The organism is Halobacillus sp. AWH4_228 (assembly GCF_056158365.1).
The window spans coordinates 2,312,364-2,328,508 of record NZ_JBSWTE010000001.1; the positions used below are offsets into that span (position 1 = coordinate 2,312,364).

18 protein-coding genes are annotated in these 16,145 nt (G+C 47.4%); all 18 read right to left on the bottom strand.

Features of this window, described 5'->3' with window-relative positions:
- Window positions 1–166 precede the first annotated feature (166 nt).
- Window positions 167–1,078, bottom strand: a complete 912-nt coding sequence (locus ACXADP_RS11705) for an RluA family pseudouridine synthase (RefSeq protein ID WP_474968432.1) — start codon at window positions 1,076–1,078, stop codon at window positions 167–169.
- The gene (gene lspA, locus ACXADP_RS11710; RefSeq protein WP_027954127.1) at window positions 1,075–1,548 is read right to left on the bottom strand and encodes a signal peptidase II; all 474 of its coding nucleotides are present in this window, start codon (window positions 1,546–1,548) and stop codon (window positions 1,075–1,077) included. The genes ACXADP_RS11705 and lspA overlap by 4 nt, the downstream gene beginning before the upstream one ends.
- 139 nt (window positions 1,549–1,687) lie before the next feature.
- A complete protein-coding gene (locus ACXADP_RS11715; protein WP_027954126.1) occupies window positions 1,688–2,212 on the bottom strand; it encodes a DivIVA domain-containing protein in 525 nt (174 codons plus the stop codon).
- A gap of 74 nt (window positions 2,213–2,286) precedes the next feature.
- Window positions 2,287–3,060 carry a YlmH family RNA-binding protein gene (locus ACXADP_RS11720; RefSeq protein ID WP_474968430.1) on the bottom strand — a complete coding sequence of 258 codons (774 nt, stop codon included), beginning with the start codon at window positions 3,058–3,060 and terminating at the stop codon, window positions 2,287–2,289.
- Window positions 3,061–3,128: 68 nt separating this feature from the next.
- The gene (locus ACXADP_RS11725) at window positions 3,129–3,398 is read right to left on the bottom strand and encodes a YggT family protein (protein WP_027954124.1); all 270 of its coding nucleotides are present in this window, start codon (window positions 3,396–3,398) and stop codon (window positions 3,129–3,131) included.
- A 3-nt stretch (window positions 3,399–3,401) separates the two neighbouring features.
- Window positions 3,402–3,848: a cell division protein SepF gene (locus ACXADP_RS11730; protein WP_027954123.1), complete on the bottom strand. Its 447-nt coding sequence runs from the start codon at window positions 3,846–3,848 to the stop codon at window positions 3,402–3,404.
- An 18-nt stretch (window positions 3,849–3,866) separates the two neighbouring features.
- Window positions 3,867–4,541, bottom strand: a complete 675-nt coding sequence (locus tag ACXADP_RS11735) for a YggS family pyridoxal phosphate-dependent enzyme (protein WP_474971505.1) — start codon at window positions 4,539–4,541, stop codon at window positions 3,867–3,869.
- Window positions 4,542–4,562: 21 nt separating this feature from the next.
- A complete protein-coding gene (pgeF, locus tag ACXADP_RS11740) occupies window positions 4,563–5,360 on the bottom strand; it encodes a peptidoglycan editing factor PgeF (RefSeq protein ID WP_474971506.1) in 798 nt (265 codons plus the stop codon).
- Window positions 5,361–5,419: 59 nt separating this feature from the next.
- Window positions 5,420–5,695, bottom strand: a complete 276-nt coding sequence (locus ACXADP_RS11745) for a YlmC/YmxH family sporulation protein (RefSeq protein ID WP_027954120.1) — start codon at window positions 5,693–5,695, stop codon at window positions 5,420–5,422.
- A 151-nt stretch (window positions 5,696–5,846) separates the two neighbouring features.
- A complete protein-coding gene (sigG, locus tag ACXADP_RS11750; RefSeq protein ID WP_027954119.1) occupies window positions 5,847–6,626 on the bottom strand; it encodes an RNA polymerase sporulation sigma factor SigG in 780 nt (259 codons plus the stop codon).
- An 83-nt stretch (window positions 6,627–6,709) separates the two neighbouring features.
- Window positions 6,710–7,429 (bottom strand): RNA polymerase sporulation sigma factor SigE, encoded by a 720-nt coding sequence (gene sigE, locus ACXADP_RS11755; RefSeq protein ID WP_027954118.1) that lies wholly within the window; start codon window positions 7,427–7,429, stop codon window positions 6,710–6,712.
- 17 nt (window positions 7,430–7,446) lie between these two features.
- Window positions 7,447–8,349, bottom strand: coding sequence for a sigma-E processing peptidase SpoIIGA (gene spoIIGA, locus ACXADP_RS11760; RefSeq protein ID WP_474968427.1), 903 nt, complete (start codon window positions 8,347–8,349; stop codon window positions 7,447–7,449).
- Between the two features lie 168 nt (window positions 8,350–8,517).
- Window positions 8,518–9,681: a cell division protein FtsZ gene (gene ftsZ / locus ACXADP_RS11765; protein WP_474968426.1), complete on the bottom strand. Its 1,164-nt coding sequence runs from the start codon at window positions 9,679–9,681 to the stop codon at window positions 8,518–8,520.
- A gap of 75 nt (window positions 9,682–9,756) precedes the next feature.
- Complete coding sequence (ftsA, locus tag ACXADP_RS11770) at window positions 9,757–11,052, bottom strand: cell division protein FtsA (RefSeq protein ID WP_027954115.1); 1,296 nt, start codon at window positions 11,050–11,052, stop codon at window positions 9,757–9,759.
- Window positions 11,053–11,336: 284 nt separating this feature from the next.
- Window positions 11,337–12,257, bottom strand: coding sequence for a cell division protein FtsQ/DivIB (locus ACXADP_RS11775; RefSeq protein ID WP_474971507.1), 921 nt, complete (start codon window positions 12,255–12,257; stop codon window positions 11,337–11,339).
- Window positions 12,258–12,617: 360 nt separating this feature from the next.
- The gene (spoVE, locus tag ACXADP_RS11780; protein WP_474968424.1) at window positions 12,618–13,715 is read right to left on the bottom strand and encodes a stage V sporulation protein E; all 1,098 of its coding nucleotides are present in this window, start codon (window positions 13,713–13,715) and stop codon (window positions 12,618–12,620) included.
- 64 nt (window positions 13,716–13,779) lie between these two features.
- Window positions 13,780–15,123, bottom strand: coding sequence for a UDP-N-acetylmuramoyl-L-alanine--D-glutamate ligase (gene murD, locus ACXADP_RS11785; protein ID WP_474971508.1), 1,344 nt, complete (start codon window positions 15,121–15,123; stop codon window positions 13,780–13,782).
- Window positions 15,120–16,106 (bottom strand): phospho-N-acetylmuramoyl-pentapeptide-transferase, encoded by a 987-nt coding sequence (mraY, locus tag ACXADP_RS11790; protein ID WP_474968422.1) that lies wholly within the window; start codon window positions 16,104–16,106, stop codon window positions 15,120–15,122. The genes murD and mraY overlap by 4 nt, the downstream gene beginning before the upstream one ends.
- Window positions 16,107–16,145: the final 39 nt, after the last annotated feature.

Consider the following 16,145-nt stretch of genomic DNA (forward strand, 5'->3'; position numbering starts at 1 on the left):
CTTTACAAAAAAACCCCTTTTCCACGTGTAGGCAGAAAAGGGGTTTTTTACGCATAGATCACTCGTAAAATTACCGTACCTTCTCAGCCTCACGGGACTGCTCTTAAAGGTCTTTATATTCTATTAAGGATTATGTCAAAGCATTCATCTTTTGTCAAGACTGGATTTACCCTTCACGAAGCTCGAGTTCACGAAGAACATCCGTAAATTCCCGGGGAGGATCCACTTCAAAGTGCATCCACTCTCCTGTGGAAGGATGCTCAAATCCCAGCACTTTGGCGTGAAGCGCCTGACCATTAAGATCGAGAGTTTTTCTCGGTCCGTATTTCGGGTCACCGGCCAGCGGATGGCTGATGTACCGCATATGGACACGGATCTGGTGGGTGCGCCCTGTTTCAAGCTTGCATTCGACGTGGGTAAAATCATTAAAAAGACGGATGACCCGGAAATGGGTCACGGCATCACGGCCGCCATCGACAACCGTCATCTTCTGACGATCCTTTGTATCACGGCCGATCGGGGCGTCAATGGTTCCATATTCATGACTGATCTCTCCATGGACGACCGCTTCATACTTCCGCTCCACTGTTTTCTTGGAAAGCTGGTCTGCAAGAGAGCGGTGGGCCTTATCATTTTTAGCCACCATAAGGAGCCCGCTCGTATCTTTATCAATTCGATGGACAATACCCGGCCGTTCCACCCCGTTGATGCCGGAAAGATCTGTACAATGATGAAGCAGCCCGTTGACGAGTGTGCCGGAATAATGCCCGGCGGCCGGGTGGATGACCATCCCTGAAGGTTTATTGACGACGATCACATCGGAGTCTTCATAAACGATGTCCAAGTTCATATCTTCCGGCAGAATATCCATCGGCTCCGGGTCAGGAACATGCCATGTAATGGTTTCCCCTTCCTGAACCTTATAATTACTTTTGACAGCTTTTCCGTCCACAAGAATGACATCATCCTTCAGCCATCCCTGGATCTGGGATCGGGACACCTCTTCAATGACTTCTGTTAATAATTTATCAATCCGGGTGGATTGGTCTTTTTCTGTTACGTTGTATTGTTCACTCAAGATTCTATACTTCCTTTCTTTTTACGCTCGTCTAAAAAAGCAGCGATCATGATGAAAGCAACACCGATGACGAGCGCCGAATCGGCGACATTAAAGATTGGGAAATCGTAGGTGAAAATATACGTGTTGGCAAAATCCACGACTTCCTTCCGAAAAATCCGGTCAATGAAATTGCCGACAGCTCCGGCGAGAATCAAGGAAAGGGCGGCTCCTACAAGGCGGCTCTGCTTTCCCATCTGCTGAAGATAGTAAATGACAAATCCAATCACGATTACCGTAATAATGTAAAAAAACCACATCTGCCCCTGGAGAATTCCCCAGGCAGCTCCCTGATTCCGGTGTGATGTTAAATAGAAGAAATTCTCGATAACCGGGATGCTTTGTCCTATTTCCATTTTAGTCACGACCAGATACTTCGTCCACTGGTCCAGTATGATCAGCACCAAGGCTGTCAGATAATACACATACATACGCGTCCTCCATCAAACAATTGTTATCCCTGGCTATTGTACCACATTTCGACAGGCGAAACCTGTTCCCATAGGAAAAGGCACCGCTGCACAGAACGGTGCCTGATGAATGGCACGGACCAGTTTATGTAGAATGCTGTTAAGGCTGGGAGCTGTACTCCTGTTCCATTTTCCGTTCCACTTCCTGCTCATTGTCAATCTCTGTATCAAACAGATGATCCCAATCATCATTTTCAATCATATCAATCTGTGCTTCCACAAGCATACGGAGCCTCGTTTTGAATACTTTAGCCTGCTTTTTCATATCCTCGACTTCAATGGAGATCCGGCGTGATTTTTCCAGTGCTTCATTAATAATACGGTCAGCGTTCTTTTCTGCTTCTTTAATAATGAGCTTCGACTCTTTGTTTGCACTGTTTTTTACATCTTCGGCCGTTTCCTGAGCCACAAGGATGGATTTATTCAATGTCGTTTCAATATCATTAAAATGACCAAGTCTCTCATTCAGCTGAGTCACTTCGCGCTCCAATTCTTTCTTTTGACGGATAACGATTTCATAATCCTTAATGACCTGATCCAGAAATTCGTTGACCTCATCTTCGTCATACCCACGGAAGCCCCGGGTGAATTCTTTGTTATGAATATCCAATGGTGTTAAAGGCACACCAGCCACCTCCCCATCTACTCGTTATGTTAAAGATTCGACAACAACCTGCGATTTCCTTCTTTTCAGCAGGATTAATTCAGGCGTGCTGTCATAATTTTGTATTTGTCCTTTTTCGTCTGGCCCGTTACTTCATCCAGACGGCTCCTCCCTCTTCCCTTGAGAGAAATCAAATCTCCGGGCTCCAGAGAAAATGCACCGTCTTCCACGGTCCGGAAATTCACTTTCACATGGCCGCCTTCAATAAATAGACCGGCTTTCTTTCGGGACATGCCGTAGATTTCTTTCACGATGACATCCAGACGAAGCGAAGAAACCGTCGTTTCTTTTTTCGTCCACGTTTCATCACTTTCTATACGACCCGTCCAAGGAACCTCCTTGAATTCGACGGTGGAACGCTTGATTCCCGTCAAATTCATTTTGATATAATCGCTGATTTCAGCAGCGGCCGTCAGCTGGATGATTCCATCCTTGACGACAACATCCCCGATTTTCTCACGGCGGATGCCAAGAGACATAAAAGCCCCGAGGACATCTCTGTGTTCCATCGTTACGAATTTCACCGGGTATTCGGCCTGAAGCAGGATCAGCCGGAAGTCTTCCTTGTCGATCTGCTCATAATCAGGAGCAATGACCGCCCGCTTCCGCTCACTGTTTTCCGCACCGCCTTCAAGCTGACAGATTAAATCCGCGTCATTGCCCATCACTGCTTTGACAATTTTCTGCTCACGCGGGTCGAGGAAATCTGATAAACGCCGCTGGTACTTTAAAGCCACATCCTCCCGCCAGGAAACCACCTGGTCGATAAACGGATGCTCTTCCTTTCTAAAATGCTGGTACATGTCCATAAAAATCCTCCATAACTACCAAAAGGAACAGAAAAGAGCGGGAAATGCCCTAGCTTCTGTTCCTTCTTTTATAACCCTGCAAGCATCCAGTAAAGCTGGTTCAATCCCTGCGAAGCAAACCGCAGAACGATAATGGCGACGAGCGGGGAAAGATCGATCATCCCAAGCGGTGGAATGATTTTCCTGAAAGGCTCGAGAAACGGTTCCGCCAGGCGGCCGAGTATCTGCCCGAAGCTGGATTCACGTGCTCCCGGAAACCAGGAAAGCAGGATGTAAATGATCAAGATCCAGCTGTATAATTGTAGTGCTGTCGTTAAAATGTTAAAAACAAAAGCCATGACTTACCACCTTCTATTCAAGTCCTCTTCTTCTGCTGTGATAATATCAGAAATCGATCCGGAAATTTCTACATTATCCGGTGTACAGAGGAAGGTTTGTGAACCTAGTTTTTGAATGTCTCCACCTATAGCATATACGGTTCCGCTTAAAAAATCTACTATCCGCTTCGCCTGATTGTGATCGACGCGCTGCAGATTAATGACAACGGCACGTCGGCTCACCAGCTGATCCGCAATATTCTGCGCCTCATTGTAGCTGTTCGGTTCACTCAGGACCATTTTGGACGAGGACTTTGCACTTTTCAGGCTGACAATGTTGTTACTGTCCTGCTTCTTCGTGTTTTTCTGGGGCTGATGGGACTCTTCGTCATCTTCTTCCACTTCTTCTTCAATGTATTCATATTCATCGTCTAACGTAAAAAATGAACGGAATTTATTTTTCATGCTCATTTCCATCACCTCATTGTTTTATTGTCCGCCGACAAGACAGGAACCGAGTCGTACGTGAGTAGCTCCTTCTTCTACAGCCAGCGCATAATCATTGCTCATTCCCATGGACAAGTATTCACAAGGGGCATGGGCATACCCTTTATCCCTGATCCGGTCCCTTAAGGCCCGAAGCTGACGGAAGACGCCGCGGAGACGCTCCTCATCTTCTGTATGCGGAGCCATTGTCATCAGACCAACGATTTTTACATGTTTAAAGTCCTGCACAGCTTCTATGAAGCTTTCCACTTCTGAGGCAGGGAGCCCATGCTTGGAGTCCTCCCCGCTGATATTCACCTGAACGAAGCATGGTACAGGTGCAGACGCCCTTTTATCAATTTCCTTTGCCAGGGAGCGCCTGTCAAGGGAATGAATCATCGACACATAATCGATGACTTCCTTCACTTTCCGGGACTGCAGCGTGCCGATGAAATGCCAGGTGGCCTGATCGCCGACCGCCTCATATTTTTCAAGCAGCCCTTCCCTGCGGTTTTCCCCAAGGTTGTGTATCCCTGCTTCCAATGCTTCCTGCGCCCGCTCGGTGGACACGTATTTTGTAACCGCCACAATGGATACTTCATTGGCATCACGTCCACACCTTTGACAGGCCTGTTCAATATTTCCTTTAATTTCTGCTAGATTTTCTGCTACAGACATTGCTGAACTCCTTCCCGTCCCTTAAGCTTTCAAAGCAATAAAACCGAGCATCCGCCCTGTTTCACCCTGATCACGGCGATGGGAGTAAAACTGATCTTCCTTCTCGTATGTACATGCACCGGAAACCTGAATTGCGGATTCCTGCATTCCCAATTCGATTAACATGTGTCTATTTAATTCTTTCAAGTCCAGTTGATACCGACCGCCGCCTTTATTCGAAACGCATGTTTCGTGGTAGGGCTTTGGTATGTGACGGATGACGTTGTCGTCCACTTCATACCGCTCTGGACTGATGCATGGACCGATCACAACCTGGATATCCTCCCTGGAGGACCCTTTCTCCTCCAGCGCAGCAATCATCCGGCCGGACATGCCGTGAACGGTTCCTTTCCATCCTGCATGAGCAATTCCAATCCATTGGGATTCGGGATCGAAAAAGTACAGGGGCACACAGTCGGCATAAAAAGCTCCAAGAACCAGATTCTTTTCTTTTGTGATCAGCCCGTCCACTCCAGGAACGGCTGTTTCCAATGACTCGGAACCAGCACCAGCCGGCAGGGAGCCGGCGTCAGCTACTTTTGTGCCGTGAACCTGTTCCCCTATGACCCACCGGGACAAAGGGATACCGATTTCCTCTGCAAGAAGTCTGCGGTTTTCTATGACCAGGTCCTTGTCGTCATGGACATGGAGCCCCATATTCATGGATGCAAAAGAACCACGGCTGACCCCTCCGTTCCTCGTCGTTATTCCGGAAATGATTTCAGGATACTGTTGGAAACAAGAGAGCTGTCTCGTTGATTGTCGTTTGAAGGGTTCCATTTCTTACCCACCACCTCAATTTCATTCATTTTAACACATTTTCCTTCTCATTTCTTGCTCTATTCTGCTGAATCTGTCTTTTGAACTGCAGGCAGTCCTTTATAGGCAGACTTTTTCACTAATATAACGTCCGCTCCGATGTTTACGATCTGATCCCATGGGATGGTCATTTCTTCTTCTTTTCCGAACAGACCCATAGCTTTTCCTTTCATCGTCAGTACAAGCCCTTTCAAGCGGCCCCGCTGCGTATCAATATCAAGGTCGCTGATGTACCCGAGTCGTTCTCCTGTTTCCATGGCGATGACGTCCTTCATCTGCAGTTCGGTGATTTTCATTTCAGCTCACACTCCTTATCTTACTATATGCAGCGGCTGTGGAGAATAGAAAAAGTGGCTCGTTTCCCTGTATTCTTAAGGATATTCCCACATTGTGACTAACGTGTTGGAAACAAAAAGAACCTCTCTGCCCGGCGGCAGAAAAGTTCTTTTATTGAAACATGGAGGTATTCATTTCTTTGATGGCTGCTTTTTCAAGCCTTGATACCTGCGCCTGGGAAATTCCGATTTCTTCGGCCACTTCCATCTGGGTTTTCCCCTGAAAAAAGCGTTTGGTCAAAATCATTTTTTCCCGGTCGTTCAGTTTTTTCATACCTTCTCTCAAGGACAGTTCATCGATCCATACGGTATCTTTCTCCCGATCATCCTTCAGCTGATCCACTACAAAAATCGGGTCGCCTCCATCATTGTAGATCGGTTCAAACAGAGAGACCGGATCCTGAATAGCGTCCATAGCGAATACGACATCCTCGTGGGGAACACCCATCCGTTCGGCAATTTCATGTGGAGCCGGATCCTTATTGGTTTCACTGATCATCTTCTCCCGCATCTGCAGGGCCTTATAGGCTGTATCGCGCAGGGACCGTGAAACCCGGATCGGGTTATTGTCTCTTAAGTATCGTCGGATTTCTCCGATGATCATCGGTACAGCATAAGTGGAAAATTTCACATTGTGACTAAGATCGAAGTTATCTATGGACTTCATAAGGCCGATACATCCCACTTGGAATAGATCGTCGCCATATTCCCCACGATTGTTAAAGCGTTGAATCACGGATAAAACGAGGCGGAGATTTCCATTCACCAGTTGTTCCCTGGCCTCAAGCTCTCCACTCTGCAGTCGTACAAACAGGTCTTTCATTTCTGTGTTTTTCAGTACCGGAAGTTTTGATGTATCTACGCCGCATATCTCTACTTTATGTCGTGTCAATGTAAGACCCTCCCAGGAAGCTGTAATCAGTTCTCAGTATCTCCCTGGGTGGGAATTTTATGCATCGGCTTTACATGAGGTTTTTAGACCATTTTGTCGAACTCCCGCTGCAGACGGCGGATGATTTTCTTCTCCAGCCTTGATATATAGGACTGGGATATCCCCATCATATCGGCTACATCCTTCTGGGTTTTTTCTTTTTTTCCAATCAGGCCGAAACGGAGCTCCATAATCTGTTTTTCCCTGTCATTCAGCTGCTCGAGTGCAGATTTGAGAAGCTTTTTATCGATTTTCTTTTCAATTCCTTTTGTAATCAGATCTTCTTCCGTACCGAGAATATCGGATAATAGCAGTTCATTGCCGTCCCAGTCGACATTCAAAGGCTCATCAAAGGAAACTTCGGTTTTCAGCTTATTGCTTTTACGCAGGTGCATCAGAATCTCATTTTCTATACAGCGGGAGGCGTAAGTGGCGAGCTTGATCTTTTTCTCCGGGTCAAAGGTATTTACGGCCTTGATCAGACCAATGGTCCCGATACTGATCAAATCTTCTATGTTTAACCCTGTGTTTTCAAACTTTCTGGCAATATAAACGACCAGCCGCAGGTTTCTCTCAATCAGCATGGCCCGTGCAGCTTTGTCCCCTTTAGGAAGACGTTCCAGAAGCTCTTTTTCTTCTTCCCTGGAAAGGGGGGGCGGAAGTGCCTCACTACCACCGATATAGTAAATTTCATCCTGCTTAATCCCAAGCTTCATTAACAACCGGTAATACCAGAGCCGCGCTCTGAACATCCACTTGAACATGGAATCCTCCTTCTCCCTTACGCTGATTTTCCTTTGATCATGACATGGGGGTGGATCAGCATTTGATAAAGCCCGTCCCGGGTTAACGGTTGATGCTGGACACCGACGAGAGGCTGTTTGATTACCAGCGGCCCCTCATTTGTCTGTACAGTAATCTGATCGATCATGAGTGTTACGAGGAGCCTGCCGGATATCCCGGCTGCCTGATAAGGGACAAGCCTTACAGCAGACTGCAGCGTTTCGGGCAGCTCATGGAGAGAAGCGAGTACCTCCTCCTCTTTCAACTGATCCAGTTCCCCATCGGCCAGAAGCTGCTTCCACACCGATGGATCAGCGAGAAACACCATTTTTCTGCTCACTGGATCAATCAGCTGATTCCCACTATCCACAAGGCCTTGGCATACAGCATGTTGACCGTTCCATACCATGTCCACTTCATAAACATCCTCATATTTCAATTGATGAATCTGGAGCTGGTTGAACCTCCATTTGGTAAACAGATAAGCTGAAGGACAGCCGGCGGCAACAAACAGCCAGCTTACCGGATCCCCATACCCGCCGCTGAACGTGACGACCGCTCCCTTCAAGACGTCGACTTCTGAAGCGAGAAAAAAATGGACCCCCATCATACTTCCTCCAATGGCAAACGTTACGAAATAAAACGTGACCCACTGGACAAAAAAAGCACGGAGGGAAGTAAAGGAAAAGGCAGTCAGAACAATGCCTACGGAAAACAGCAGTTTCCCTGCACTGCCCACCAGCCATGAATCCGGCATATAAATGGTCACCGGTACAATCAGCGATGCTGTAAAAGCTCCGACAGCCATCCTCCATTTCGAGGACCCTGCACGGGTGAGACCCTGGGTAAGCGACAGGATCATGCCGTCCATCAAAAGATTAAGCAGCCAGACAGCATCCAAATATAAAATCCTTTCTCCCTCCCTTTTTCTGCTGTTACACCGAGTATAAGTCCGTCCGATTGAAAAGTCTGTCGCAATCTGATCATGCTGCTGGCAAGTTTTGTAGAAGACTGAAACCGAAAAAAAAGCCGCCGTACTCATGGAGAGTACGGCGGCTTTCTGCCATCATCAGCGGCGGCGGTTACGATTTCTTAGGAATGTTGGAATATCCAGGGTATCTTCTTCCTGCGTATTCCCTTTCTGCTGTGGCTGCGGCGCTTCACGGCGCGGCTGTTCTTCACGAACAGTACTGCGCTCACGTTCCGGCTGCTGCTGTTGAGGAGCAGGCTTCTGCTGGTTGATCTGCGGGCGCTTTTTCTGCTGTCCCTGTGCCAGCTGAGTCTCGTCAAATCCAGTTGCAATAACCGTTACGACGATTTCATCTTTAAGATTCTCGTTGATAACGGAACCAAAGATAACGTTCACTTCCTGATCGGCTGCAGACGTTACAATATCAGCGGCCTCCTGTACTTCATACAAGCTCAGGTTCGCTCCTCCGCTGATGTTCATCAGCACCCCGTGGGCACCATCAATGGAAGTTTCAAGCAGCGGAGAGGAAATCGCTTTTTTAGCAGCCTCTGCTGCGCGGCTTTCTCCTGTAGCAATACCGATGCCCATCAGAGCAGAACCTTTGTCCACCATGATCGTTTTCACGTCGGCGAAGTCCACGTTGATCAAGCCGGGAACGGCGATCAAGTCGGAAATCCCCTGAACACCTTGACGAAGGACGTTATCCGCCTCACGGAAGGCTTCAAGCATAGGCGTATTCTTATCTACGATTTCAAGAAGACGATCGTTTGGTATCACAATCAATGTGTCTACCGCGCCTTTCAAGCCTTCGATTCCGCCTGTAGCCTGTGTAGAGCGCTTGCGTCCTTCAAACGTAAATGGACGTGTAACAACCCCTACAGTCAAGGCACCCAGTTCTTTAGCAACCTGTGCAATGACAGGAGCAGCACCCGTACCGGTTCCTCCGCCCATACCAGCGGTAACAAAGACCATATCGGCTCCCTGAAGGGCCTCCTCAATCTGCTCTTTGCTTTCTTCAGCCGCTTTGCGACCGACTTCCGGATTCGCTCCGGCACCTAGTCCGCGTGTCAATTTTCCACCAATCTGCATTTTCACTTCTGCTTTGGAAAGGTTCAAAGCCTGGGCATCTGTATTGACAGCGATAAACTCTACGCCCTGGACTCCATGTTCAATCATTCGGTTGACGGCGTTGCTTCCGCCGCCTCCTACACCGATTACTTTAATAGTTGCCAGCTGATCCATGCTTGTATCAAAATCTAACATCTTCCGTTCCTCCTAATACACGAGATTACAAGATTTATTACTTCGTCCGTCGATCGACCGACTCAAACTTGTGATTTAATCAAAGAAATACTTTAAGAGATTGCTGAAGCCTGACTCTTTTTTCTTTTCTGTTTTTTCTTTTTCTTCTTTAGGCTGTGGTTTTGCCGAACGCTTCTGCTTTTTCGGCTGTGGTCTTTCCTGAAATTCATCTGAGACAGAAGGAAATATCTCTTTTCCTTGTATTTTCGCATTACGATAGGCGAATTGCAAGATGCCTACGCCGCTGGTAAACTGCGGTTCACGAACGCCGATATAATCAGGAATAGCCAGTCTGACGTTAGCGTGGAATACATCCTGGGCAAGCTCAAGCACTCCCGGCATATTCATCGTACCACCGGTGAGAACAAAACCTCCTGGTAATTCACGAACACCCATTTTCTGAAGTTCCTGTGCTGCAAAGACGAAAATTTCTTCTAGTCTAGCTTCAATCATATCAGAGATTTGCAATTGATTGAATGCCTGTTGACGATTACTGCCAATAATTGTGACGGAAAAATTCTCATCTTCGTTCGCATCGTCAAAAAAAGCGTGTCCATGTTCCACTTTCACCTGTTCCGCTTCTTCTGTTGATGTACGCAGACCGATGGATAAATCCTTGGTAAGGTTATCCCCGCCGAAAGGAATCATGCTCGTTCCTTTCAAGTGCCCCTCTTCAAAAACGGAGATGGTTGTCGAGCCGCCTCCTACATCAATTAGAGCTACGCCGAGATTCGTCTCGTCGCTGGAGAGGGAAACGGTCCCGGAGGCAAGTGGCTGCAGACATACATCGAGTACTTCCAGCCCTGCTCGTTCCACACATTTGAGTGTATTATGTAAAACGGTTTTAGCGCAGGTGATAATCATACCTTCCATTTCAAGACGGACACCAATCATACCGCGCGGGTCGGTAATTTCATCCTGACCATCCACAATGAACTGGCGCGGAATCACATCGATAATTTCCCGTTCCGGCGGAATAGACAGAACCTGAGCCGCATCAATGACCCGTGTAATATCCTCATTTCCGATTTCCCTCGTTTCACTGGAAACCGCCACGACTCCGTGACATGGCTGCAGCTGTATATGATTGCCGTTGACGCCTACGACGACACGGTCGATTTTCATGTCCACCATCCGCTCCGCCTGTTCGACGGCTGATCGAATCGAATGAACGGTTTGATCGATATCCACGATCGCCCCTTTTTTCATTCCATTTGATTTTGCTGTACCAACCCCGATGATGTTGAGGCTGTCATTCATAATTTCACCAATAATAACTTTAATTCGACTTGTGCCTATATCTAAACTTACTAGTATTTCATTTTGATTCACCAGTGACGCACCTCCTGTTACAAGCCATATGAGTAGTTCAAAGCATATCGAATTCATGTAAAAAATACAATCATTGCAATATAAACGTAAATGAAATGATATATTGCATGGGTCATATCCCTTGATATCGTATAAAAAACCAGTACATTAGTTGTTTTCCACAGACTTTCGTTAATTTCCTCTTACATACGCTTTTTTTTTATGTTTTCCACTAGTAATTTCCGGACGGGGGAAAAGGTTTTGGGAAGGGCTGGAAAAAACACACCATCCAGCCCGGCAGCACCTTATTCCCGCCTCAACGGTTCGTCTACGACCGGATCCTGTGCCCCTTCTGTATCAGCGGCTGTGTTTTCCTGCTCCGGCTCTGCGGGCTGCTCTCCACCTTCTTCAGACGGCGCTTCACTTTCTGTCTCTGAACCAGCATCTTCTTCCACTCCGGGGTTCTCTTCATTATCTTCAGCTGTGCTGAATTCTTCGAAATAAGCCCCTACATCGATATGGATGATACCCTCCGCCCCTTCTTCCAGCTGGGCGGCAATGGAAGGATAAGCCGGCATTTTTTCCGAAAATGTCCGTATGGAAGCTTCCACCTGGTATCCATCATTCATATACAGGCGGATTTTATAAGGGTTTCCGTCCTCCGGTTCCCAGTGAACTTCTGAAATCAAGTCCGCTACACTCGAAGGCAGTTCTTTTAATTCCCCGGACATTTCCTTCAAGTACATCTCTTTATCAAATCCTGCTAAAACCGGAGCGTCTCCACCAGGAAGAGCTGTTTCCTCATCGAGCCTCGAACCGTCTTCCATGATGACATAATACTGACCATTGCTCTGCACGTATCCGATCCGTTCCGCTTCTTCCACTTCAATTGTTACATCGTTTGGAAAAGAACGGTCGATCGATGCAAAGGTAATCTCTTCGTGAGATTCAACCTTTGCCTTTAGTTCTTCCGGATCCATTCTCCAGTAATTCGTTTCGGTCGTGATTCCTGAAAGGGTCTGTATTTCCTCTGCAGACACATGGTATTCGCCTTCTACGGTGATATTCCGTACATTACTGAGTGGAGACTGCAGGTAAACAACGGCAGCAATCAGAAAAAATAAAATCGTTAAGTATAAGATTAATCGGCGGTTGGCTTTTTTACGCCTCGTCTGTTTCAGTTTTGGTATACGGTCTTCTATGGAAACTACTTTTCTTTCTTCCATAACGGGCATTTCTCCTTCTGGCTAGACACCCTTCTGCTGTCCATCTAGCTGTTTGAAAGAATGATAGTCCTCGCAAAGGTGTCTCGGATTTCCAAATACACCTAATTGGTTCCCATTATATCACAAAATGAGGGGGGGAGATTGAGTGAGTTTTACTAGATTCCTAACATTTTTGTGCAGAAGCCGTACCTTTCTTGATTGTTATGTCGAAAGGGTCTTCTTTCCTTCCCGCAAAGAAACGCACCGCCCACATAATTACCCCGGTATTTCCCCGGACAAACCTTATTCCTCCTGCCAATTTTTTCTGGACTTTGCCTCCCCGTAAAAATGGAAAAACCACTGCCGTAAAGGGCAGCGGTTTTACCGGGTGGAATAGCGGCTCACACTGAGCAGGAGTCCAAGAGAAGCCAGTGTCAAAGTGAGGGAAGATCCCCCGTAGCTGACAAGCGGTAAAGTGATCCCCGTCACAGGAATCAAACCTGTGACAACACTCACGTTAATCATCACCTGAATACTGACCATACCGACGATTCCAAGAGCAAGAAGCGACCCGAACAAATCAGGAGCGAGCAGGCTTGTCCGTATGCCTCTCCAAAGCACAATAAAAAAGAGCGAAAGAATAAAAAAACCACCCAGGAATCCCAGTTCTTCAGCAAGCACGGCAAAAATGAAATCAGTCTGCGGCTCAGGCAGATAAAAGAATTTCTGCATGCTGTTTCCTAGACCAAGACCGAGCAGTCCGCCGGGACCGATCGCATACAGCGACTGGATGATTTGAAAACCTGCCCCAAGCGGGTCCTCCCATGGATGGAGGAAAGCTGTAATTCTTTTGATCCTGTAGGGAGCTGAAGCAATTAAACCGATCATGCCTGCCATTCCAGCAGCTGCAATCCACATAAAATGGCTGATCCGCGCGCCGGAAGTAAACAGCATCACGAGACATGTCCCCACCATGACGACGCCTGTCCCTAAATCGGGCTGCAGCATAATCAGGGCAAAAGGAAAAAGGATCAGAGCCAGGGCAGGGAGGAATCCCTCCTGGAACGAATTCATCTTCTTCTGCCGCTCAGAAAGAAAGCGGGAAAGATAAAGAATCAACCCCAGCTTCATAAACTCTGACGGCTGGATACTGAACATCCCCACACCAATCCAGCTCCTTGCCCCACCTCTCACCATTCCAACACCGGGAATCAGAACAGCGGCAAGAAAAAGCAGGCAGATGATCATAATCTTTTTCGAATGCGCGTGCCAGACATAGTAAGGAATTCTGGAGAGAACGACCATGGCAATCAGACCTGCTGCTGCAAAGAGAATCTGACGCTTAGCGAAGAACCACGGGTCATCAAACTTGTACTCCGACCAGATGCTGGAGGAACTGTATACCATTACAATTCCCATGATTAAAATGCCGAGAATAGCGGTGATCAACCATATATCCGGCTTTTTTGTCGTTTCCATAAAAAAAGCCCTACCTCCCATCTGAAATGGAAAACAGGGCTTAAGCTTGTCACATAAGCCCTTATTAAAGGGTATGCACAGCTTCGATAAACATGTGGCCTCTTTCTTCAAACGTTTTATATTGATCCCAGCTGGCACATGCAGGGCTTAAAAGAATAACATCTTCCTCAGCAGAACGCTGATACGCTTCCTTGACGGCCTCCTGCATCGTATCGACCTTCACGACATCAGAAATGCCAGCCTTCTCCGCGGTTCCGGCAAGAAGGTCTGCGGTTTCACCAAAGACAACCATGGATTTCACTCCAGCTAAGTAAGGAATCAGGCCGTCAAAGCTCGTTCCCCTGTCCAGACCGCCGGCCAAAAGGATGACAGGCTTTTCGAAGGACCGTAGAGCGTATGAGGTGGCCAGAAGATTCGTAGCTTTTGAATCATTGTAGAATAAACGGCCGTTCTTTTTCGTCACATACTGCAGCCGGTGGGGAACTCCAGCAAAGGTCGAGAGTACCTCTACAATCGCTTCACTGCTTATTCCGTTGGCTTTCACGGCTGCCACAGCCGCGAGAATGTTCTGCAGGTTCTGCTCCCCTACGAGAACGATATCCGCCTTCTTCATAATGGCTTCATTTTCAAAGTAGATGGAAGTCTCGTCCGCCCAGGCCCCTTTCCCCTGCTCTTTCAAAGAAAAAGGAACAAGCTCTGCGGTCACTTCAGGCAGAAAGGATGCAATGGCTGCGTCATCCGCATTGTAGACCAGTACGTCCTCCTCTGTCTGATTTTTAGTAATCCGCGCTTTAGCTCTATGATAATTGGCCAGCGTATGATGGTAATCCAGATGGGCTTCGTAGAGATTCAGCCAGACAGCAATATCCGGACGGAAGGTCTGGGTGCCAAGTAGCTGAAAGGAAGACAGTTCCGTGACCATCGTTTCAGCTTCAGACGTGTTTCTGGCTACCTCACAGGAGACGTGACCGATGTTTCCGGCAAGGGAAACAGGTTCCCGATCCGCTTGAATCATTTCGTGGATCAGCGTTGTCGTCGTCGTTTTTCCATTGGAACCTGTAACAGCAATCATCGGTCCTTCATGCAGCCAGCCTGTCAATTCCACTTCCGTGACGACAGGAAGATGGCGGTTGACCGCTTCTGCCACAACCGGATTTTCATAAGGAATCCCCGGGTTTTTAATAACATAATCGATGTCATCCAGTACAGATAATGGATGCCCGCCTGTAATGACTTCCGCACCGCTCTCTTTTAAATAGTGCACTTCCGGACTGTCCGGATCTGCTTTGAAGTCGTTGATTCTCACCCTTACTCCACTGTCAAGCAGCAGCTGTGCCGCTGCGGTCCCGCTCTTAGCAAGACCGAGAACAAGAACATGGGTATAAGGAAATCCGCTTAGCTTCTTCATCCAAACATCACCTCAATATAAATACCAAGCACGGCAAAAATCAGTCCGACCGCCCAGAACGTCGTTACGACACGCCACTCCGACCAGCCTTTCAGTTCATAATGGTGGTGAAGGGGACTCATTTTAAACACGCGTTTCCCAGTTGTTTTAAAGGATATGACCTGGATGATGACCGAGAGGGTTTCCAGGACGAAAACTCCGCCGATCACGACTAAGATCAATTCCATTTTTGTCAGGATAGCTATGATTGCGATCGCCCCGCCGAGAGCAAGGGAACCGGTATCCCCCATAAATACTTTGGCAGGGTGGGCATTAAATACAAGGAACCCGAGAAGGGCACCGACAATAGCCAGGGAAAAAATGGTGACTTCTACATTCAGCTGGCCTGTCCATGCAAGTATTCCGAATGCACCGAAGGCAATCGCCGCAGTTCCGGCCAGAAGACCGTCCAGGCCATCGGTTAAGTTGACCGCATTGGATGCTCCTACGAGCATAAATAAAATCAGCAGGGCGTACCCCCAGCCCAAGTCAAAATCAATGGATGTACCGGGAATACTGATATACGTCGGGAAATCGGACTGCCGCAGAATCATGTAAACGACAAGAGCAATGACAATCTGCCCGAGCATCTTTTGTTTGGATGTTAATCCAAGGTTCCTTTTCAGGGCTACTTTAATATAATCATCTAAAAAGCCCAGAAGGCCGTAGCCGACTAAAACAAATAACACAAGGAACAACTGGATGTTCCCCGTGTCCGGGTTAAACCAATAGGATGAGATCAATGTTGTGATCACGACAGATACAATGATCATGACACCACCCATCGTCGGGGTGCCGGATTTTTTCTGGTGGGACTGGGGTCCCTCGTCTCGAATACTTTGACCGAATTTCAAACGTCTTAAAAATGGAATGATCATCGGCGAAATGACTACAGTGATGGCGAATGAAAGGACCATTGTTAACAGTAGTATGTATTCATTCATCGTTTGTTTTCCTCCTTTTGCAACATCATCGCCTGTCGA